A 19,148-nucleotide genomic window follows, 5' to 3' on the forward strand; every position below is an offset into this window, starting at 1 on the left:
TCGTACGGAATGTGAGGGAGGGTTCAGGTATGGCGCGGGCCGCAGCAGACGATCCGGCCGCCTCGCGACGCGTGCCGCGTCAGGAGCGCGCGGCGCGAACGGTCGAGGCGCTGCTGGCGGCGGCGGGCGACGCCATCGCCGAACACGGCTTCGAAGGCGCGACGATGACGCAGATCGCCCAGCAGGCCGGCGTGTCGATCGGCGCGGCGTATCAGTACTTTCCGAATAAGGAGGCGGTCGCGTTCGCGCTGCGCAAGCGCTATGGCGACGAGATCGACGCGCGCTGGAGCGCGCTGATCGAAGCCGATGATGCCGCGCTGCCGCTCGCGGAACTGGCCGGGCGGCTGTTCGATCTGATGGTCGAATTGATGGCGGACTATCCGGCGTATCTGCCGCTGCTTTCGGTGCCGCTCGGGTTCCGCCGCGACGCCGCCACGCGCAACCGGCTGCGCGAGCGCTTCGCCGCGCTCTTCCGGCGCTACAACGCAGCGCTCGGCGCCGGTGAGGCGTTTCGTATCGCCGAAGTGATGCTGGAGGTCATCAAGAGCCTCAATCCGCTCTATGCGGCGGCGAAGCCGAAAGAGCGCAAGCTGCTCGTCGCCGAGTACAAGAGCGTGCTTTCGACGTGGCTGGCCGCGCGGCTCGGCTGACGCTGCATGCACGGTGCGCCTTGCGCGCCGCGCGAAGGCAGGTGAGTGCTCTCACTCCTACGTGCTGCCTTGCCTCTACTTGCTGCCTGCTGCGCCGGTTTCCTCACGGCGATACGCGGCCACTTCCCAGTTGATGTCGACGCACAGCACCTGCAAACCGTGCGGCGTTTGCGCGGCGATCGACGCGGTCACGCACAGGTGCGCCTCGTTGATCGACAGATAGGGCGGCGTGACGTGAACGCGGCCCGGCGTGCGCATTGCACCGATGAAATACGGCCTGCGTTCCCAGCTTGCGCCTTCCGAATGCAGGAGCGGGCGAAATCGCTTGGCGCGCTGCGTCGCGCGCGCGACGGGCAGCACGTTGTCGCCGATCTGGCGGCCCGACGCGTCGAGCAGGAAGCAGCGCGCCGTCTCGTGCAGGCTGAGCAGCGGCTGCGTGGCTTCGGCCATGGGCACGCCCTCGCCGAGCTGTGCGCCCGCGGTTTCGAGCGCGCCCATGTACGGCGCGAGACGGGTCGACTGCGCGCGCTCGCGCGCGCTGATGCACCCGCGCAGGCGCGCCGAGAGATCGTCCATCAGCTTCGACGCGGTGGCGGGCGGCACCGGCTCGACGTCGGGCCGCGCGAAGTAGGCGCCCTGCACGAAATCAGCGTTGCTCTCCAGCGCAATGAGCGCGTCGCGTTCGGTCGCGAGGCCGCCCACCAGCACGAGCTGCCCGGACTCGTGCAGCATCGAGACGAGCCCCGGCAGCACGCGTTCGATATGCGCGTGGCGGCTTGCCTGCGCGAGCAGGCTGCGGTCGAGCGTGACGATATCGGGGCGCAGTTGCCACACGCGGTCGATGTTCGAATGTTTCGCGCCGAAGCCGTCCAGTGCGATCACGAAGCCGCTTTTGCGCAGCCCGTCGATGATCTCCGCGAAGCGCAGATTCTCGCCGCCCGCCTGTTCCGACACTTCGAGCACGACGCGCTGCGGCTGCAGCCCGAGCGCCTTGATGGCGGCGAGCAGCGCGTCGCCGTAGCTCGTGTCCATGAGCGCGGCGGGATGCAGGCTCAGGAAAAGCCATTCGTCATGCGAATCGAAGGCGTTGAAGTTGCCGAGGTGCAGCGATTCGGCGAGGCGGCCGAGTTCCAGCAGGTCGCCGCGGCGCGCTGCCTGCGTGAAGACTTCCTGTGAGGGGACTTGCTGGCCGTGCTCGTCGTGCGCGCGCAGCGACGCGTGGTAGCCGATCGCGCGGCGGTGCGCGACCGAAAACACCGGCTGGAATACGCTGAAGATGGTGTAGCTGCCGTACAGCACGGTGCGCCGGGCGCCCTGCTCGCCGGCGACGGGGCGCGACTGGAAGCCGGGGGGATCGAGTTCGATCATGCTCGTCATATCGATGGGTGCGCGCGTGGCAGATGCCGCGCATAGGCGACAAGTTTACAGGATAGGTCAGCAAAAAGTATGCGAGTCCGGGAACACAGCGCGCGGGCGCGTTTCGCTGCAGCCTGCTGCGTGTGACGTCCGGCGCACCCGGCGCTCGCGGTGCATCCGGCGAGCGCGCGCGCACCGCGCGGTGGCGGTGTGCACTGCCGCGGTGCGGTGCGGTATGGTCGGGCGCGGTTACGTGCGCTCGGAAGGGTCGGTTTTCTGCGCGGTATGGCGCAGATCGGGCGAAAGCTGCCCGAAGATCCACGACGTGCCTGCGGTGATGATGCCCACGCAGATAAACGTCGCGTGGAAGGCGGGGATCACGCTCGAACCCGTGTGGTGCCCGATGACCCCCGTGAAGGTGGTGAGCAGCGCGCCCGCGACGGTCACGCCGAGACTCATCGAAAGCATCTGCACGAGCGAGAACAGGCTGTTGCCGCTGCTCGCGCCGCCCGTGCCGAGATCCTTCAGCGTGAGCGTGTTCATCGCGGTGAACTGCATCGAGTTCACCGCGCCGAAGATCGCCAGTTGCACGATGCGCAGCCAGAGCGGCTCGCTGGGCGTCGAAAGCGCGAAGCTCGCCATCGCGAGACCCACGAGCACCGTGTTCGTCACGAGCACGCGCCGGTAGCCGTAGCGCATGATGAGGTACGTGATGAGCCGCTTCGAGAACATGGCCGCGGCGGCCGTGGGCAGCATCATGAGGCCCGCCTGGAACGGCGTGTACCCGAGCGCCACCTGCAGCAAGAGCGGAATCAGATAGGGCATGGCGCCGCTGCCGATCCGCGCGAACAGGTTGCCGAGCAGGCCCACGCTGAACGTGTCGATCTTGAACAGTTCGAGCGAAAAGATCGGCCGGGGCGTGCGCACCGCATGCAGCCCGTAAGCGACGAACGCGGCGAGCGAGAGGATCAGCAACACGAGCACGGTGGCATGCTGGATGCCGAGTTCGGTGCGGCCGTCGAGCGCGAACGTGATCGTCACCATCGCCGCGACGAGCATCAGGTAGCCGCGCAAGTCGAAGCGGGGCGTGTCGGGATTGCGGCTGTCGGGCATGAAGATGAACGTCGCGATGCAGCCGACGATGCCCACCGGCACGTTGATGAGGAAGATCCAGTGCCACGATGCGATCTGCACGAGCCAGCCGCCGAGCGTCGGCCCGATCAGCGGGCCGATCAGGCCCGGAATCGCGACGAATGAGAGCGCGGGCAAATAGCGTTCGGCGGGGAACGTGCGCAGCACCGCGAGCCGGCCGACCGGCAGCAGCATCGCGCCGCCCACGCCCTGCACGATGCGCGAGAGCACGAGCTGGTCGAGCGTGGGCGCGCTCGCGCAGAGCACCGAGCCGATCGTGAACACCAGAATCGCGCCGAGGAACACGCGGCGCGTGCCGAGTCTGTCAGCGAGCCAGCCGGAGACCGGGATCATCACGGCCATCGTCAGCGAGTACGCGATCACGACCGACTGCATGCTGAGCGGACGCTCGCCGAGGCTCGTCGCCATCGCGGGCAGCGCCGTGTTGACGATGGTCGAATCGAGGGTCTGCATGAAAAAGCCGGTGGCGACGAGCCACAGCAGCACGGACAACGAGCGGCGCGGCGGCGCGGATGACAGGCTAGGGACGGACATGGGCGAGGGCTGGAGCGCGCGGGCGCGTGGCGGGCAGCCGTCATTCTAGGGAAAACGGCGCAGCGGCGTTCGCTGGCGACACGGCGCGGCTCGCGCGACCATCGGCGCTGATGGGCACGAATGGCACGAACGGCGCGAACGGCCTCGCACGGACCACGCGGCCTGCACGGCCCACGCGGCCCGCATGACCCACGCGAGCGCTACTTGCGCAATTCCGCGACGAAGTCGTAGTAGTCGTTGCGGCAGTAGGTATCGGTCAACTCGATTGCGCGGTGGTCGGCGGTGTAGCCCACGCGCGTGATCAGCAGCAGCGCTTCGTTGGGGGCGATGCTCATCTGCCGGGCGATTTCTTCGCTCGCGTTCACCGCGCGAAAGTGTTGCAGCGCGCGCACGATCGCGAGCCCGCGCTGTTCGAGGAAGCTGTAGAGCGAGTCGCCGATGGCTTCCGGATCGGGAATCAGCGCGGCCGGAAAGGTGGAATTCTCGACGGCCATCACGATGCCGTCCGCGAGCCGCAGACGCTTGAGCCGCGTCACCGCGGAGGCGGGCGAGAGGCCGAGCTGGATCACTTCATCGCGGCTCGCGGGCTGGATTTCGCGCGAGAGCCAGCGCGAACTCGGCGTGAAGCCGCGCTGGCGCAGCATTTCGCTGAAGCTCGTGAGACGCGAGAGCGGATCTTCGTAGCGCGGCGTGATGAAGCTGCCCGCGCCCTGCGTGCGGCGGATCAGCCCCTGTTCGACGAGCAGCGCAATGGCCTTGCGCGCGGTGATGCGCGAGACGCCGAGCGCATCGGCGAGCACGCGCTCGGAAGGCAGTGCCTCCCCGGCGTTCCAGCGGTTCTCGTGGATTGCGCTGCTCAGCTTGCGCGCGAGCTGCAGATAGAGTGGCGTATCGTTTTCCGGGTCCGGGCGCAGATTGCGCCAGCGGTCTTCCGTGGATGCGTTCATGGGAAGCGGGCATGAAAGGCGAACGCCGATTTTATGACAGACGCCTGTGAAGACGCCATCGGCAACGCCCCGGTGCCCTCACGAAAAGCGCGCCGTGCGGAACGATACATTGGCATTTTCGTGACGTTTTGCGATGTTTTACGATCTTTCGTCATGTTTATCGCCGACGATTGCCGGATCCGCACAACGTGCAACGCACAACGCACATCGAACCTGCTACGGCGCAAGGAGCCAGCCATCATGACGACCGGAATCCCCCGCGTTACGCTGCCCGACGGCGAGCCTGTTCCGAAGCTCGGCCAGGGCACGTGGGAGATGGGCGAGCGCGCCGTGCGCCGCGCCGAGGAGATTGCAGCCCTGCGCGAGGGGGTTGCGCTCGGCATGACGCTCATCGACACCGCCGAAATGTACGGTGACGGCGCGACCGAACGGCTCGTGGGCGAAGCGTTGCGCGGACTGCGCGACGAAGTGTTTCTCGTGAGCAAGGTGTATCCGCACCATGCGAGCCGGCGCGGCATGCAGGCGGCGTGCGAGGCGAGCCTGAAACGTCTCGGCACCGACCGGCTCGACCTCTACCTGCTGCACTGGCGCGGGAGCGTGCCGTTGGCAGAGACGGTGGAGAGCTTCGAGGCGCTTGTGCGCGCGGGCAAGATTCGCCACTGGGGCGTGAGCAACTTCGACACCGGCGATATGGAGGAACTCTTCGCCGTGTCGTGCGGCAAGGGCTGCGCGACGAACCAGATCCTCTACAACGTCGTGCGGCGCGGGCCCGAATTCGATTTGCTGCCGTGGTGCGCGCGCCATCACATGCCGGTGATGGCCTACAGCCCGGTCGATCACGCGCGGCTGCCAAGGCGCTCGCCACTCGACGGCATCGCGCACGCGCGCGGCGTGTCGGTCTATCGGGTGGCGATGGCGTGGGTGCTGCGTCAGCCGGGCGTGTGCGCGATTCCGAAGGCCGCGCGCATCGAGCACGTGCGCGACAACCATGCGGCGCTCGATCTCGAACTGAGTGCGGAGGAACACGCGGCGCTCGACGCGTACTTCAGGCCGCCGCGCGCCAGGCAGCCGCTGGAGATGCTCTGACGTTGCTAATGTGCGCCTGTCTGCTGGACACGGATGCAGCACCGTTGCGTCAAAGCGGAATTCGCGACGCGAAGATGCAGCAGGGGAAACCGAGGTCCGGCCCCCGGCGGCGCTGCCCGAGCGTGGGACCGGGATGCCGCCGCCGATGCCGTGCCTGACGCGAACGGCCGTCGTGCCGGCTCGTGCTGGCTGTGGCGGCACGGGCGGCGCGGGCGCTTTGCGGGGCGAATTCAATGATTGTTGCCATGGCCGCCTCCGTGCCCGCCGCCGGGGCCGGTCGCAGGATCGTTCGCCGGATCGCAGGCCGCGATCCCCGGCAACAGCAAGCCTGTCCCGATCGCATACATCGCCACACCCCGTATCGACCAACCCCGTATTAATAAACAGTACTGCTGATCGCATATCGAGTTTTTCATGGTCTTTCCCCCGGGAAGCGCTGGCGTAATCGCGCCGACGCCTCTCGTGCGCCTGATGTCCGGTGACATGCTGTCGTGCACGCACGCCGATCCCCGTCAGGTCACCGCCACGGTGCGTCGTCAAGCGCATGGGAGCCGATGCAGGCGGTTTGGCAGGCATCCGGTCAACGAGGCGTCGGAAAGCCGGAACAAGCACGGCGACTTGCCGATTGCCGCCGCCCGCGGGGGCGGGCGGCGGCAAACAAGTGCGCGATGCGCCAGGTGGTCCGCTGGCCTCGCGTGATTACCCGCCTTATGACGCGGCAGGCCAGCGCCCGGATGCCTGGTCTTGATCTAGCGAGTTATGTGCCATTGGACGCCGTGCCGCTTCGCAGCGGCATCCGGCGATCTGCATGGCGTGTGCGCGACGCAAAACCCGCCAAAAACGTATCGACGATGAAACGCACGGCGCATATTTCCGGCGTTCAGCACGGCAGGCACGCAGTACGTCTCACGTCTCACGCGACGCGCGAACATCAGACGTTTGCGCGCGACGTGTTCGCCGCGGCCTGCAGCGTGCGCAGTTCGACCACGGGAATGTGGCAGCGTATGCGATGGCCGCTGCCCGCTTCGGCGAACGGCGGCGCCTGTTCGTCGCAGATCGCGCCGATGCGGCGCGGGCAGCGCGCGCTGAAGATGCAGCCCGCGTTCGATGCGCGCGCATCTATCCTGTCGCTCGCACGCAGTGTCTGCGCGGCGAGCAGTGTTTCCGTGTACGGATGGCAGGGGCCGCCGAAGAGCGCATCGGCAGGACCGGTTTCCACGACCTGGCCCGCGTAGAGCACCATCACGCGATCGGCGAGATAGCGCACCACGTCGAGGTCGTGGGAGATGAACAGATAGCTCACGCCGCGCTCGCGCTGCAATCGCGCGAGCAGGTTCAGGATCGCCGCCTGCACGGAGACATCGAGCGCCGAAGTCGGCTCGTCGCAGACGACGACGCGCGGCTCGCCCGCGAATGCCTGCGCAATGGCGACGCGTTGCTTGAGCCCGCCCGAGAGCTGGTGTGCGCGCGCCGTGAGATAGCGCGCGGGCACGCGCACGGCGTCAAGCAGCGCTTCGAGCCGCGTGGGCGGGTTCGTGGTCTTGTTCGTGGGCTCGTTCCTACGAGATGCGCCAGTGCGGGCGAGCGCACGAGCGATCAACCGCTTTACCGGCAGCGCACGATTGAGCGAGGCGTCCGGGTGCTGGAACACGAGCCGCAGCGCTTCGAGTTGCTTCGCGCTGCGCCGCCCGACGCGGGCAGGCAGCGGCTCGCCGTCCAGTTCGACGCGCCCGCCCGCGTTTGGCGCGTACAGGCCGAGCAGCAGTTTCGCGAGCGTGGTCTTGCCGCTGCCCGATTCGCCGACGAGCCCGAGCGTCTCGCCCGCGCGCAGTTCGATCGAGACGCCGTCGAGCGCGCGCACGGCACGTGCGCCGCGTCCGAAGGTGCGCGATACGTCGATGGCGCGCAGCACCACGGCGGGATCGGCCGCCGGATCGGCCACCACCGCGGCTTGCGCGCCCGCCTGCGCGGGCTCGGCGAGCGGCAGCCCGATGGCGCGCTCGTGATAATGGCAGCGCGCCATGCGCTCGCCGTGCGGCGCTTCCATGCGATGCGGCGGCGGTGCCTGTTCGCGGCAGCGCGCGTCGGCGAGACGGCAGCGCGGCGCATAGATGCAGCCGCGCAGGAGCGTGCCAGGCGCCGGCAGCTCGCCGGGAATCGTGTCGAGCGGGCCGATGGCCTTGCTGCGTCCGCGCGCGGGCAGGCAGCGCAGCAGCCCGACCGTGTACGGATGCCGCGCGCGTTCGAACACGTCGCGCGTCGCGCCTTCTTCGATGAGACGACCGGCATACAGCACGCCGACCCGATCGCACATCTGCCCGATCACGCCGAGGTCGTGGCTGATCAGCAGCACCGCCATGCCGAATTCCGTGCGCAGTTGCGCAATCAGTGCGAGCACTTCGGCTTCGACGGTGGCGTCGAGCCCGGTCGTCGGTTCGTCGAGGATCAGGAGCGCGGGGCGCGACGCCAGCGCCATCGCAATCACGACGCGTTGCTGCATGCCGCCCGAAAGCTGATGCGGGTAGCTCGCCATCACGCGGGCGGGAACGGCTATGCGCACGCGCTCGAGCATCTCCGGCACGCGCGCGAGCGCTTCGTCGGCGCTCGCGCCAGCAGCCTCGAATGCCTCGCTCAACTGGCGCGCGATCGTGAGTGACGGATTGAGCGCGCTGGCCGGATCCTGATAGACCATCGACACCGTGTTGGCCCGCAAAGCGCGCAAGCGCTCCTGGTCGAGCGCGAGCACGTCCTGCCCGGCAATGACGATGCGTCCGGCTTTCACGCGGCCATTGCGCGCGAGATAGCGCAGCGCCGCGAGCGCCACCGTCGACTTGCCGCAGCCCGATTCGCCGACGAGCCCGTACGTCTCGCCGCGCCGGATGCGCAGCGAAACGTCGGTCAGCACATCGCGCTCGCGGCCCCGCGTGCGGTACGCGACGGTGAGACCGACGAGCATGAGCGCATCGTCGTCGCCGCCGTGCGGGGCGTCGAATGTCGCGAGCGGGGCGGCGCGCTGTGGGCTCATCGTTGCGGGCTCATCGTTATGGATTCGTGCGCGGGTTCATGATTCGAGCGCTTCGCGCAGGCAGTCGGCGATCAGATTCACGGCGACGACGAGCGAGGCGATTGCGAGCGCATCGAATGCGACGGTCCACCACGCGCCGCCCGCGAGCAGCGCATAGGACTCGCCGAGTGCAAGCCCCCAGTCGGCGGAAGGCGGCTGGATGCCGAAGCCGAGAAACGAGAGCGTCGCGACCGCGAAGATGGCGTAGCCGAGCCGCACGGTCGCTTCAACGACGACCGGCGGCCACACGTTCGGCAGAATCTCCGCGAACATCACGTACGGCGCGCGCTCGCCGCGCAGTTGAGCGGCGGCGACGTAGTCGAGATGGCGCTCCGCGAGCACGGCTGCGCGCACCGTGCGGGCGATCATCGGCGCGAACGTGATGCCGATCACGAGCACGACCGCGAGATTCGACGCGCCCACCGCCGCGAGCACGAGCAGCGCGACGATCACGAGCGGCAGCGCGAGCACCGCGTCGAGCGTGCGCGCGACGAGGCTGCCCGCAAAGCCCTCGAAGTAGCCGGTGATGAGGCCGAGTACCGTGCCTGCGAGCGTACCGGCGAGCGTGGCGAGCGGCGCGATCGTGAGGATGTCGCGCGCGCCCGCGATCACGCGTGAGCACACGTCGCGGCCCAGCTGATCGGTGCCGCACCAGTGCGTGTGATCGGGCGGCGTCAGCGAGTTGAGCGGATCGGAAGCGTAAGGGTCGAACGGAACGAACGCGTGCCCCGCGAGCGCGCAGGCGATCCACCACAGCAGGATTGCAGCGCTCACGAGAAACGCGGGCGAGCGCAGCAGGGTGCGCAGCACGTGAAAGCGCGCGTCGTTCACGCTTTGGTTCTCGCTTTCAGCCGATGCATCTACTGGACCGGCGCTGCTGTCGCTCATGAGCCTCCCGTCGTGCGCAGCCTCGGATCGAGCCGCGCGTGCAGCAGATCGGCCGCGAAATTGGCGAGCGTGTACACCGCGCCGATCGCGAGCACGCCCGCTTCGAGCATCGGAAAGTCCTTCGCCTTCGCCGCGTTGTAGATCAGCGAGCCGATGCCCGGATAGCGGAACAGCGTCTCCACGACCACGAGTCCGCCGATCAGATAGCCGAGCTGCGTCGCCGCGACGGTCACGGTGGGCAGGAGTGCATTGCGCAGCACGTGCCGCACGATGACGACGCGCTGCGGCAGGCCCTTGAGGATCGCGGTGCGCGTGTAGTCGGCGTCGAGCGCGCCGAGCATGCCTGCACGCGCCATGCGCGCGAGATAGCCGAAGAACGCGAAGACGAGCGGCAGCACCGGCAGCGCCAGATGCCGCAACTGTTCGGCCACGCCCGAACCGGGCGGTGCGACGGCTTCGGTCGGCAGCCAGCGCAGCCACACGCCGAAGACGAGAATGAGCACGATGGCGGAGACGAACTCGGGCACGGCGCTCGCGCACAGTCCGCCAGTGCTGATCGCGCGGTCGAGCGGACGGCCCGCATGCAGCGCGGCCCACACGCCGCCACCGATGCCGAGCGGCACCACGACAACGAACGCGAGCAGCCCGAGTTTGGCGGATTGCAGCAGCGCTGCGCCGATGAACGGCGCGACTGGCTCGCGATAGCTCCACGATTCACCGAAGTCGCCGCGCAGCGCGTGCGCAATCCACGCGACGTATTGTTCGAGCGCGGGGCGGTCAGCGCCGAGCTGATGATTGAGTGCCGCGACGGCGCGCGCATCGGCAAGCGGGCCGAGCACCGCGCGGCCGATGTCGCCGGGCAGCAGTTGCCCGCCTGCGAAAACGAGAACCGAGAGCAGCCACAACGTGAAGAGCGCCCATGCCGCGCGGCGCGCGATGAAGCGAACCGCGGGCGCGGCGTAGGCCGGTTGAGGCGGACTCGTCAGCGGAGTAGCCATCGTGCTCCTGTGTGCGTGCGTTGCGGCGTGCGTTATGTGGCGTCAAGCCGCGAGCGTGGCGCGGTCGAAGTAGAGCTGCGCGAGCGCCGTGAAGCGCATGCCCTGCAGCGCCGTTCGTTGCGCGATCAACTGGTCGTAGAAGTACGGGATGATCACGGGCGTTTCGTCGAGCAGCAGCGTTGCGATTTGCGCGGCGAGCCGTTTTTGCGCGGCCACGTCGAGCGTCGCGACGAACTGCGCAACCAGCGCGTCGTACTGCGCGTTGCGAAAGTGTGCTGCATTCCACGTGCCGCCGCTCGTGAGCGGCGCGTCGAGGAACACGTTCGGCACGCCGCGATGACCGTAGTCGGTGATGCCGAGCGGCGCGTCGAGCCAGTCCGATTTGCCGTACGTGCCCGCGCCGTAGTACTGCCCCTGGCTTTCGACCTTGAGCGCGATGCGCACGCCGATCGCCTTCGCGGCGTTCTGCACCACGACGGCCAGATCCGGAATCTCCATGTACTTCTCGGTGGTGAGCGTCACGTCGAAGCCGTTCGCCACGCCTGCCTGCGCGAGCAACTGGCGTGCCTTCGCGACGTCGATCCTGCGCTGCGGCACGCCCGCCGGGCTCGAAGGAAAGATGGGCGCGAACGGGCTGTCGTTGCCGACCACGGCGCGGCCCTTGAACAGACCGCGCACCATGACGTCGCGGTCGAGGGCGAGCGCCAGTGCCTGGCGTACGCGCTTGTCCTTGAACATGGGCGCATCGTTGCGCATGTGGATCTGGCGATGCGCGCTCGAGCGCACGCCGATCACCTTGAAGCCGGGATTGTTCAGGATGCCGATGCCGCCCTGCACGGTAAACGTGCCCATCACGTCGGCCTGGCGGCCCTGGAGCGCGAGGATCTGCGCCTGCTGGTCGGCGTAGAACGCGAACTGCACGCGCGCGGGCAGCGCCTTGTCGCCCCAGTAATCGGGATTGCGAACGAAGCTCGCGCCCTGGCGCGGCCGAAAGCTCTCGAACTTGAACGGCCCTGTGCCGATGAAACTCTTTTCGTAACGGCCCGCATAGTTGGCGGGCAACAGTATGGCGTTGTAGTTGTCGGATGAAACGTAGTACGGGAAGTTGCCGTTCGGCGCATCGAGATGAAATGCGACGGTGTGCTCGTCGACCATTTTCGTGCCGCCTTTCGACAGCACGCCCTTGAGCACCGAAAGCGCCGCCGAGCCGCTCGCGGGATCGGCGAGACGGTCGAACGTCGCCACCACGTCGCGCGCGCCGAACGGCTGGCCGTCGTGAAATTTCACGTTCGGACGCAGCTTGAAGGTCCAGACGTCCGCTTTGCTGTTCGGCTGCCACGAGAGCGCGAGCGCGGGCCGGAGCTGGCCGGTGGCGTCGTCGTCGAGGAGGAATTCGCCGGTCTGGTTCAACAGACTCAGGCCGCCTGCATCGGTCACCGTGAGCGGATCGACGGCGCCTGCGGGCATCAGGTGCGCAACGCGGATGGTCTGGTTCGTCGGTTGCTGGGCCCGCGCGCGGCGCGGCGTAGCGAGCCCGCTGCCCGCAAGCGCGAGGCCGAGCATGCCCGCGTAGCGCAGCAACTCGCGGCGGGTGAGACGGCCGGCCAGATATTCGTCGATGGCGTGATTGCCGTAGTCGCCAGCGTCGCGACGCAGCAAGTCGAGGTCGAGGAGGGGAGCGGAGGCGGCAGACTGCGGGTGTTTCATCGGTGCGGGTTTTCCGTGCAGTTCCTTGAGTGGTCGCGGCGTGTCCTGCAGGACAGTCGCGACAGCGGCAGGCGGTGCGGCAGACGACGAATTCGGATCCAGTTTAAGCGATTCGGCGACGCGGGCGAAGGCCGTGGACAGGACGGCGGGAGTGGCGGGAGTGGAGCAGCGGCGGGCGCGCCAATGAAAAAGCCCGTTCCGGCAACGGAACGGGCTTCGGGAAACGCGACGCGATTTTTACTCGCTTTTTGCAGGCTTGTTGCGGGCTTATTGCTTCTTCGCGTTGATGACCGCTTCGGCCACGTTCTGCGGCGTTTCCGCGTAGTGCTTGAACTCCATCGTGTAGGTCGCGCGGCCCTGCGTGAGCGAGCGCAGCGACGTGGAGTAGCCGAACATCTCCGAGAGCGGCACTTCGGCGCGCACGATCTTGCCGCCGCCGCCCGCGATATCCTCCATGCCCTGCACGATGCCGCGCCGGCTCGACAGGTCGCCCATCACGTTGCCCATGAACTCCTCGGGCGTTTCCACTTCGACGGCCATCATCGGTTCCAGCAGCACGGGCTTTGCGCGCCGCATCGCTTCCTTGAACGCCATCGAACCGGCCATGCGGAACGCGTTTTCGTTCGAGTCGACATCGTGATACGACCCGAACGTGAGCGTGACCTTCGTGTCGACCACCGGGTAGCCCGCGAGCACGCCAGCCTTGAGCGTTTCCTGGATGCCCTTGTCGACGGCCGGAATGAATTCGCGCGGAATCACGCCGCCCTTGATCGCGTCGACGAACTCGTAGCCCTTGCCCGGCGGCTGCGGTTCGAGCGTGATGACCGCGTGGCCGTACTGGCCGCGCCCGCCCGACTGCTTGACGAACTTGCCTTCGACGCCCTCGGCCTTGTTGCGCACGGTTTCCCGGTACGCCACCTGCGGCTTGCCGACGGTCGCCTCGACGCCGAACTCGCGCCGCATGCGGTCGACAAGAATTTCCAGGTGCAGCTCGCCCATGCCGGAGATGATGGTCTGCCCGGACTCCTCGTCGGTCTGCACACGGAACGACGGATCTTCCTGCGCGAGCCGGTTGAGCGCGATGCCCATCTTTTCCTGGTCGCCTTTCGTTTTCGGCTCGACGGCCTGCGAGATCACCGGCTCGGGGAAAATCATCTTTTCGAGCACGATGGCGTGCGCCGGATCGCAGAGCGTGTCGCCGGTCGTCGCTTCCTTCAGGCCGACTGCCGCCGCGATGTCGCCCGCGCGCACCTCCTTGATTTCCTTGCGCTCGTTCGCGTGCATCTGCAGGATGCGGCCAAGACGCTCCTTCTTGTCCTTCGTCGCGTTGAGCACGGTGTCGCCCGATTCGACGACGCCCGAATAGACGCGGAAGAAGATCAGCTGGCCGACGAACGGGTCGGTCATGATCTTGAACGCGAGCGCCGAGAAGGGCTCTTCGTCGCTCGGATGGCGCTCGATTTCCTTGTCGTGGAGGTCGTGGCCGAGAATCGCGGGCACGTCGACAGGCGAGGGCAGATAGTCGATCACCGCGTCGAGCATCGCCTGCACGCCCTTGTTCTTGAACGCGCTGCCGCACAGCATCGGCACGATTTCGCCCGCGATCGTGCGCTTGCGCAGCGCGCGCTTGATTTCGTCTTCGGTCAGGCTCTCGTGATCGTCGAGGTACTTTTCGAGCAGTTCCTCGTCGGCTTCGGCGGCGGCTTCGACCATCTTTTCGCGCCACTCCTGCGCGAGTTCGACGAGATTCGCCGGGATGTCCTCATAGAGGAATTTCACGCCCTGGCTCTCGTCGTCCCAGACGATCGCCTTCATTTTCACGAGATCGACCACGCCCTGAAAATGGTCCTCGGCGCCGACCGGGATCTGGATCGGGATGGCCACACCCTTGAGGCGCTCGCCGATCTGCCGCTGCACGCGGAAGAAGTCCGCGCCGACGCGGTCCATCTTGTTGACGAACGCAATGCGCGGCACCTTGTACTTGTTCGCCTGCCGCCACACCGTTTCGGACTGCGGCTGCACGCCGCCCACCGAGTCGTACACCATGCACGCGCCGTCGAGCACGCGCATGGAGCGCTCGACTTCGATCGTGAAGTCGACGTGCCCCGGGGTGTCGATGATGTTGATGCGGTGCTCGGGATAATTGCCGGCCATGCCTTTCCAGAACGCGGTGGTCGCGGCCGACGTGATCGTGATGCCGCGTTCCTGCTCCTGTTCCATCCAGTCCATGGTCGCCGCGCCGTCGTGAACCTCCCCGAGCTTGTGATTCACGCCGGTGTAGAACAGGATGCGTTCGGTCGTGGTGGTTTTGCCGGCATCGATGTGAGCGCTGATCCCGATGTTGCGATAGCGCTCGATGGGAGTCTTGCGAGGCACGATGATCTCCTTGGAATACGCGCCGTGAAGGAAGCCGGACGACGTGCGGCGCGGGTTGCGCGTCGCCTCTCGCCACGCGCGGTGCCCGATATGCGCGGGTGCCGGATTAGTAGCATAGCGCTTGCTACGCGCTTTTGCAGGGTGCGCGCAGCGGCGCGGGTTTTGCGCGGGCGACGGGGGGCTTCGGGTATGTGCAGGTATGTGCCGGTGTGCGCTGGTGTGTGCCGGTGTGTGCTGGACGGCGGCCGCACAGGCGCAATAAAGCCGGCGCCGCTCGGAGCGGGACCGGCTTACGGGGCGTTTCGGCTGTGCGCCTTGCAGCATTCGCTGCGGGCGGCGCGTGAGGTGGTGCGTGAGCGCGGCAGAGAGCGCGGGCTTCGCCGTGCGTTACTGCAGCGGCGGCAGCCCCTGGATCTGCATGCCGGGCTTGATGCCCTTCGACGCGAACCAGCCCTTGCTCATTTCGAGCGCGAAGACGCCGTTATTGCGCGGACAGTGGTTGTTGGTCGTTTCAGCCTGCATCTCGTCGATGTCGGTGATCGTGCCGTCCGTGCGCATGAAGGCGATGGACAGCGGGATCAGCGTGTTCTTCATCCAGAAGCAATGCACGGCGTTTTCGCCGAACACGAACAGCATGCCTTCGTTGGGCCCAAGCTGCGAGCGATACATGAGGCCTTGCTCGCGGTCGGCGTCATTGGCGGCGACCGCGGCGTCGATCACATACATCCCGGCGGTCAGCTTCGCACGCGGAAAGGCGTTCGGCTGCTTCGCGCCGGGCGGCAATTGCTGGGCGTGTGCCACGCCGGGCATGGCGAGCGTCGTGAGCGTCAGGGCCGCTGCCGCAGTGAGCGACATGGCGAGCGGCATGGCGAGCGCTAAAAGCGGGCGCAGGGAAAATCGCACGACTGGACTCCTTGCTTGAGATATAACCCGCGCATGTTACGCGAGGAGATCGAAGCGGGTCAAAGCGTGTCGGACACGAACCGTGACAGCAGGCGATAAATGCCTGAAAAGGCATTAAAAAAACAAAAAGGCAGAACGCCTTGCGACGGTCTGCCTTTTATCGCGATGAAGATCGACAATGAATGCCGATCGACATTTCGCCTTACAACAAGCTTACTCCGAAGCTGCCGAAGCGGCTTCAGCCTTGGCGGCCTTCTTGTGAGCCTTCTTGTGAGCCTTCTTGTGAGCAGCCTTAGCCTTCGGAGCAGCAGCCGAAGCAGCAGCAGCCGGAGCAGCTTCCGGAGCCGAAGCTTGTGCGAAAGCAGCCGTTGCGAAGAGGCCAGCGACCAGAGCAGCGATGAGCTTGTTCATGTTGTAAATCCTCAGCTTGAGTTAATTAACCAAGTGACCCGGTTTTTGGAGTCAGGTCGGTAAACGGTGCCATCCACCTTTCGGTTGACAGTCACATTCGAAAAATTCGAAGAAGTTTACGAATGCATCTGCCAGCGGTCGGTAATCCATCATCGCGGCTTGCGCGCGCAAGGCGGGTACCTGAAGGCTGAATGCCGGATAGCTTCGTGCGGCATCTGCGTCGTTTAACGCATCGTGTAATGCGGCGGTTGACGGGAAAATTTCATTTACTTCGCCATGTCTCGCGCTTTAAAGACGCGTTGATACCGCACCTATTGACGATGATCAAAAAATGCAAATGCAACCTTTACCCTGATCGGCGTGCGGGATTTATAGGTTGCCATGGCGCATCGGCCGGAATGTCGATGCTTTCGCCGGGTGCAATCGCGAGCGAAAAAATATCGAGCACGCCAATTGCTACGCGCACGAGCCGCAGTGTGGGAAAGCCGACCGCGGCGGTCATGCGCCGTACCTGGCGATTCTTGCCTTCGCTGATCGCGAGTTCGACCCAGGTGGTCGGAATCGAGGCGCGATAGCGGATCGGCGGATTGCGCGGCCAGAGATGTTCGGGCGGTGCGATCGTTTTTGCGCGGCACGGCTGGGTCACGAAATCGCCGAGATCGACGCCGCGCTCCAGTGCGGCGAGCGCGTCGGCGCCGGGCTCGCCTTCGACCTGGGCCCAGTAGCGCTTCACGAGTTTGCGGCGCGGCTCGGCGATGCGCGCCTGCAGTGCGCCGTCGTCGGTCAGCAGCAGCAGGCCCTCGCTGTCCGAATCGAGACGGCCCGCTGGATAGACGCCCGGCACCTTGACCCAGTCCGCTAGAGAAGCGCGTGTTTCGTGCGGCGAGAACTGGCAAATCGTGCCGAACGGTTTGTTAAGGGCGATTAAACGCATGAGAGCCGGGTGAGAAAAGAGGTTTCGCCGAGGTTGAGTCGACGTTGCGTCGAAGTTGTGTCGTGATGCGGCGAGATGTTAAAGCATCGGGCAGGACGCCGGGCCGGATGTCATGGACCGGCTCCCACGCAGGGCGTCCTGCCGGTGCCTGGTTCGGGTGCCTGGTTCGGGTGCCCCGTTCGACGCGCCCGCGCGGGCTGTTCTATTCGTGGCGCGCGCGGGTGCTGTCAGGTGGGCCGCCAGGCGTGGCGTCGCGCGCCCTGTGCGCCGTCGGAACGGGTGGCATGCAGCGACGGGGCGTGGGCTAGAATACCAGCCAGTCCATTCAGTCTGTTACGCGGACGGGCCGTTCGCAGCGCCATCGTGCAGCCGCGAGCCAGTCCGCAAGCATTGAGCGCAACGGGTGCTGCGAGGCCGCGCATGTTTCGCGCGCACACTTCGCCGGATCCGCTTGCACTGTGCATTACCCGCTACCACCAGCCAAGTCCTCAACTGGAGTCGATCATGCCGTATCAGCACATCAAGGTTCCGACGAGCGGTGAGAAGATCACCGTCAACGCGGATTTTTCGCTCAACGTCTCGGATCAGCCGATCATCCCGTACATCGAGGGTGACGGCACGGGCGTCGATATCACGCCGGTGATGATCAAGGTGGTCGACGCGGCGGTGGAAAAAGCCTACGGCGGCAAGCGCAAGCTCCACTGGATGGAGATCTATGCGGGCGAGAAGGCCACGCGCATCTACGGTCCTGATGTCTGGCTGCCCGACGAAACGCTGGAGGTCGTGAAGGATTACGTCGTGTCGATCAAGGGGCCGCTCACGACGCCGGTTGGCGGCGGCATCCGTTCGCTCAACGTGGCGATGCGCCAGCAGCTCGATCTCTACGTGTGCCTGCGCCCGGTGCAGTATTTCAAGGGCGTGCCGTCTCCGGTGCGTGCGCCCGAGAAGGTCAACATGGTGATCTTCCGCGAGAACTCGGAGGACATCTACGCGGGCATCGAGTGGCCCGCCGAATCGGAAGCGGCGAAGAAGGTCATCCGGTTCCTGCGCGAAGAGATGGGCGTATCGAAGATCCGTTTCCCGGAAACGTCGGGCATCGGCATCAAGCCGGTCTCGCGCGAGGGCACCGAGCGCCTCGTGCGCAAGGCGCTGCAGTATGCGATCGACAACGATCGCCGCTCGGTGACGCTCGTGCACAAGGGCAACATCATGAAGTACACCGAAGGCGCGTTCCGCGACTACGGCTATGCGCTCGCACAGCGCGAATTCGGTGCGGAGCTGATCGACGACGGTCCGTGGATGAAGTTCAAGAATCCGAAAACCGGTAACGACATCGTCGTGAAGGACGTGATCGCCGATGCGTTCCTTCAGCAGATCCTGCTGCGCCCCGCGGAATACGACGTGATCGCGACGCTGAACCTGAACGGCGACTACCTCTCGGATGCGCTGGCGGCGCAGGTCGGCGGCATCGGCATCGCGCCGGGCGCGAACATGTCCGATTCGGTGGCGATGTTCGAAGCGACGCACGGCACGGCGCCGAAGTACGCGGGCAAGGACTACGTGAATCCGGGCTCCGAGATTCTTTCGGCGGAGATGATGCTGCGCCACCTCGGCTGGACCGAGGCTGCCGATCTCATCATCGCGTCGATGGAAAAGTCGATTCAGCAAAAGCGCGTGACGTACGACTTCGCGCGGCTGATGGAAGGCGCGACGCAGGTTTCGTGCTCGGCGTTCGGGCAGGTGATGATCGAAAACATGTAAGTTGCGCTGGCGCGTCCGGCGTCATGCTCGAAAGCCCCGGTGGACACGACGTGTCGCCGGGGTTTTTGTCTTTCAGGTGCCGGGGAAAGTGTGTGTTCTCCGGTCGTATCGAACGGGATCCGGGCGGTGTGGCGAAGTGCCTCATTGGGCACCGGCCGTTGACACAGACCGCCAATGCGAACTTCATCCGCAATGGCAGCGTATAAATCGGCTCGATTTTGCCTGGTTATGCCATTTAAATATTCGGGCTTGAATCGAACCGTTCAGGCGCTGGGCGTATTTATTTCGCGGCGCGGCTTTTACCGCTGTCGTTTTATCCAGCCGGAATACGGATGCGGTGCGCTGTCGCAGGTGCCGCGCGATGGCGCGGTAAAACTTGAC

Annotated in this window: 14 protein-coding genes; 3 read left to right on the plus strand and 11 right to left on the minus strand. The window is 66.1% G+C overall.

Annotation, left to right across the window (positions count from 1 at the left end):
- Positions 1-29: 29 nt before the first annotated feature.
- The gene (locus EPN59_RS12410) at positions 30-650 is read left to right on the plus strand and encodes a TetR/AcrR family transcriptional regulator (protein ID WP_293039102.1); all 621 of its coding nucleotides are present in this window, start codon (positions 30-32) and stop codon (positions 648-650) included.
- A 75-nt stretch (positions 651-725) separates the two neighbouring features.
- Here EPN59_RS12410 and EPN59_RS12415 read toward each other — a convergent pair whose 3' ends face one another.
- From EPN59_RS12415 to EPN59_RS12425, 3 genes are all read right to left on the minus strand, one after another.
- The gene (locus EPN59_RS12415) at positions 726-2,027 is read right to left on the minus strand and encodes an EAL domain-containing protein (RefSeq protein WP_293039105.1); all 1,302 of its coding nucleotides are present in this window, start codon (positions 2,025-2,027) and stop codon (positions 726-728) included.
- 228 nt (positions 2,028-2,255) lie between these two features.
- On the minus strand, positions 2,256-3,692 hold the full coding sequence (gene mdtD, locus EPN59_RS12420) for a multidrug transporter subunit MdtD (protein ID WP_293039108.1): 1,437 nt from the start codon (positions 3,690-3,692) through the stop codon (positions 2,256-2,258).
- Between the two features lie 200 nt (positions 3,693-3,892).
- On the minus strand, positions 3,893-4,639 hold the full coding sequence (locus tag EPN59_RS12425; protein WP_293042985.1) for a GntR family transcriptional regulator: 747 nt from the start codon (positions 4,637-4,639) through the stop codon (positions 3,893-3,895).
- A 240-nt stretch (positions 4,640-4,879) separates the two neighbouring features.
- Between EPN59_RS12425 and EPN59_RS12430 the strand changes: the two genes are divergently transcribed.
- Positions 4,880-5,725: an aldo/keto reductase gene (locus EPN59_RS12430; RefSeq protein ID WP_293042982.1), complete on the plus strand. Its 846-nt coding sequence runs from the start codon at positions 4,880-4,882 to the stop codon at positions 5,723-5,725.
- Positions 5,726-6,656: 931 nt separating this feature from the next.
- Here the strand turns inward: EPN59_RS12430 and EPN59_RS12435 are convergent.
- From EPN59_RS12435 to EPN59_RS12470, 8 genes are all read right to left on the minus strand, one after another.
- Positions 6,657-8,750 carry an ABC transporter ATP-binding protein gene (locus EPN59_RS12435; RefSeq protein ID WP_293042979.1) on the minus strand — a complete coding sequence of 698 codons (2,094 nt, stop codon included), beginning with the start codon at positions 8,748-8,750 and terminating at the stop codon, positions 6,657-6,659.
- A gap of 36 nt (positions 8,751-8,786) precedes the next feature.
- On the minus strand, positions 8,787-9,677 hold the full coding sequence (locus EPN59_RS12440) for an ABC transporter permease (protein ID WP_293042977.1): 891 nt from the start codon (positions 9,675-9,677) through the stop codon (positions 8,787-8,789).
- Positions 9,674-10,675, minus strand: a complete 1,002-nt coding sequence (locus EPN59_RS12445; RefSeq protein WP_293042974.1) for an ABC transporter permease — start codon at positions 10,673-10,675, stop codon at positions 9,674-9,676. The genes EPN59_RS12440 and EPN59_RS12445 overlap by 4 nt, the downstream gene beginning before the upstream one ends.
- Positions 10,676-10,717: 42 nt before the next feature.
- Positions 10,718-12,382, minus strand: coding sequence for an ABC transporter substrate-binding protein (locus EPN59_RS12450; protein ID WP_293042971.1), 1,665 nt, complete (start codon positions 12,380-12,382; stop codon positions 10,718-10,720).
- Positions 12,383-12,649: 267 nt separating this feature from the next.
- Positions 12,650-14,758 (minus strand): elongation factor G, encoded by a 2,109-nt coding sequence (gene fusA / locus EPN59_RS12455; protein WP_293046104.1) that lies wholly within the window; start codon positions 14,756-14,758, stop codon positions 12,650-12,652.
- 387 nt (positions 14,759-15,145) lie between these two features.
- The gene (locus tag EPN59_RS12460; RefSeq protein WP_293036050.1) at positions 15,146-15,661 is read right to left on the minus strand and encodes a DUF192 domain-containing protein; all 516 of its coding nucleotides are present in this window, start codon (positions 15,659-15,661) and stop codon (positions 15,146-15,148) included.
- 213 nt (positions 15,662-15,874) lie between these two features.
- Positions 15,875-16,072, minus strand: a complete 198-nt coding sequence (locus EPN59_RS12465) for a hypothetical protein (protein WP_293036048.1) — start codon at positions 16,070-16,072, stop codon at positions 15,875-15,877.
- 346 nt (positions 16,073-16,418) lie between these two features.
- Positions 16,419-17,006, minus strand: coding sequence for a pseudouridine synthase (locus EPN59_RS12470; protein WP_293036046.1), 588 nt, complete (start codon positions 17,004-17,006; stop codon positions 16,419-16,421).
- Between the two features lie 504 nt (positions 17,007-17,510).
- Here EPN59_RS12470 and icd point away from each other — a divergent pair.
- On the plus strand, positions 17,511-18,767 hold the full coding sequence (icd, locus tag EPN59_RS12475) for an NADP-dependent isocitrate dehydrogenase (RefSeq protein ID WP_293036043.1): 1,257 nt from the start codon (positions 17,511-17,513) through the stop codon (positions 18,765-18,767).
- Positions 18,768-19,148 lie beyond the last annotated feature (381 nt).

The sequence above is a fragment of the Paraburkholderia sp. genome (assembly GCF_004298475.1).
Lineage (GTDB): Bacteria > Pseudomonadota > Gammaproteobacteria > Burkholderiales > Burkholderiaceae > Paraburkholderia > Paraburkholderia denitrificans.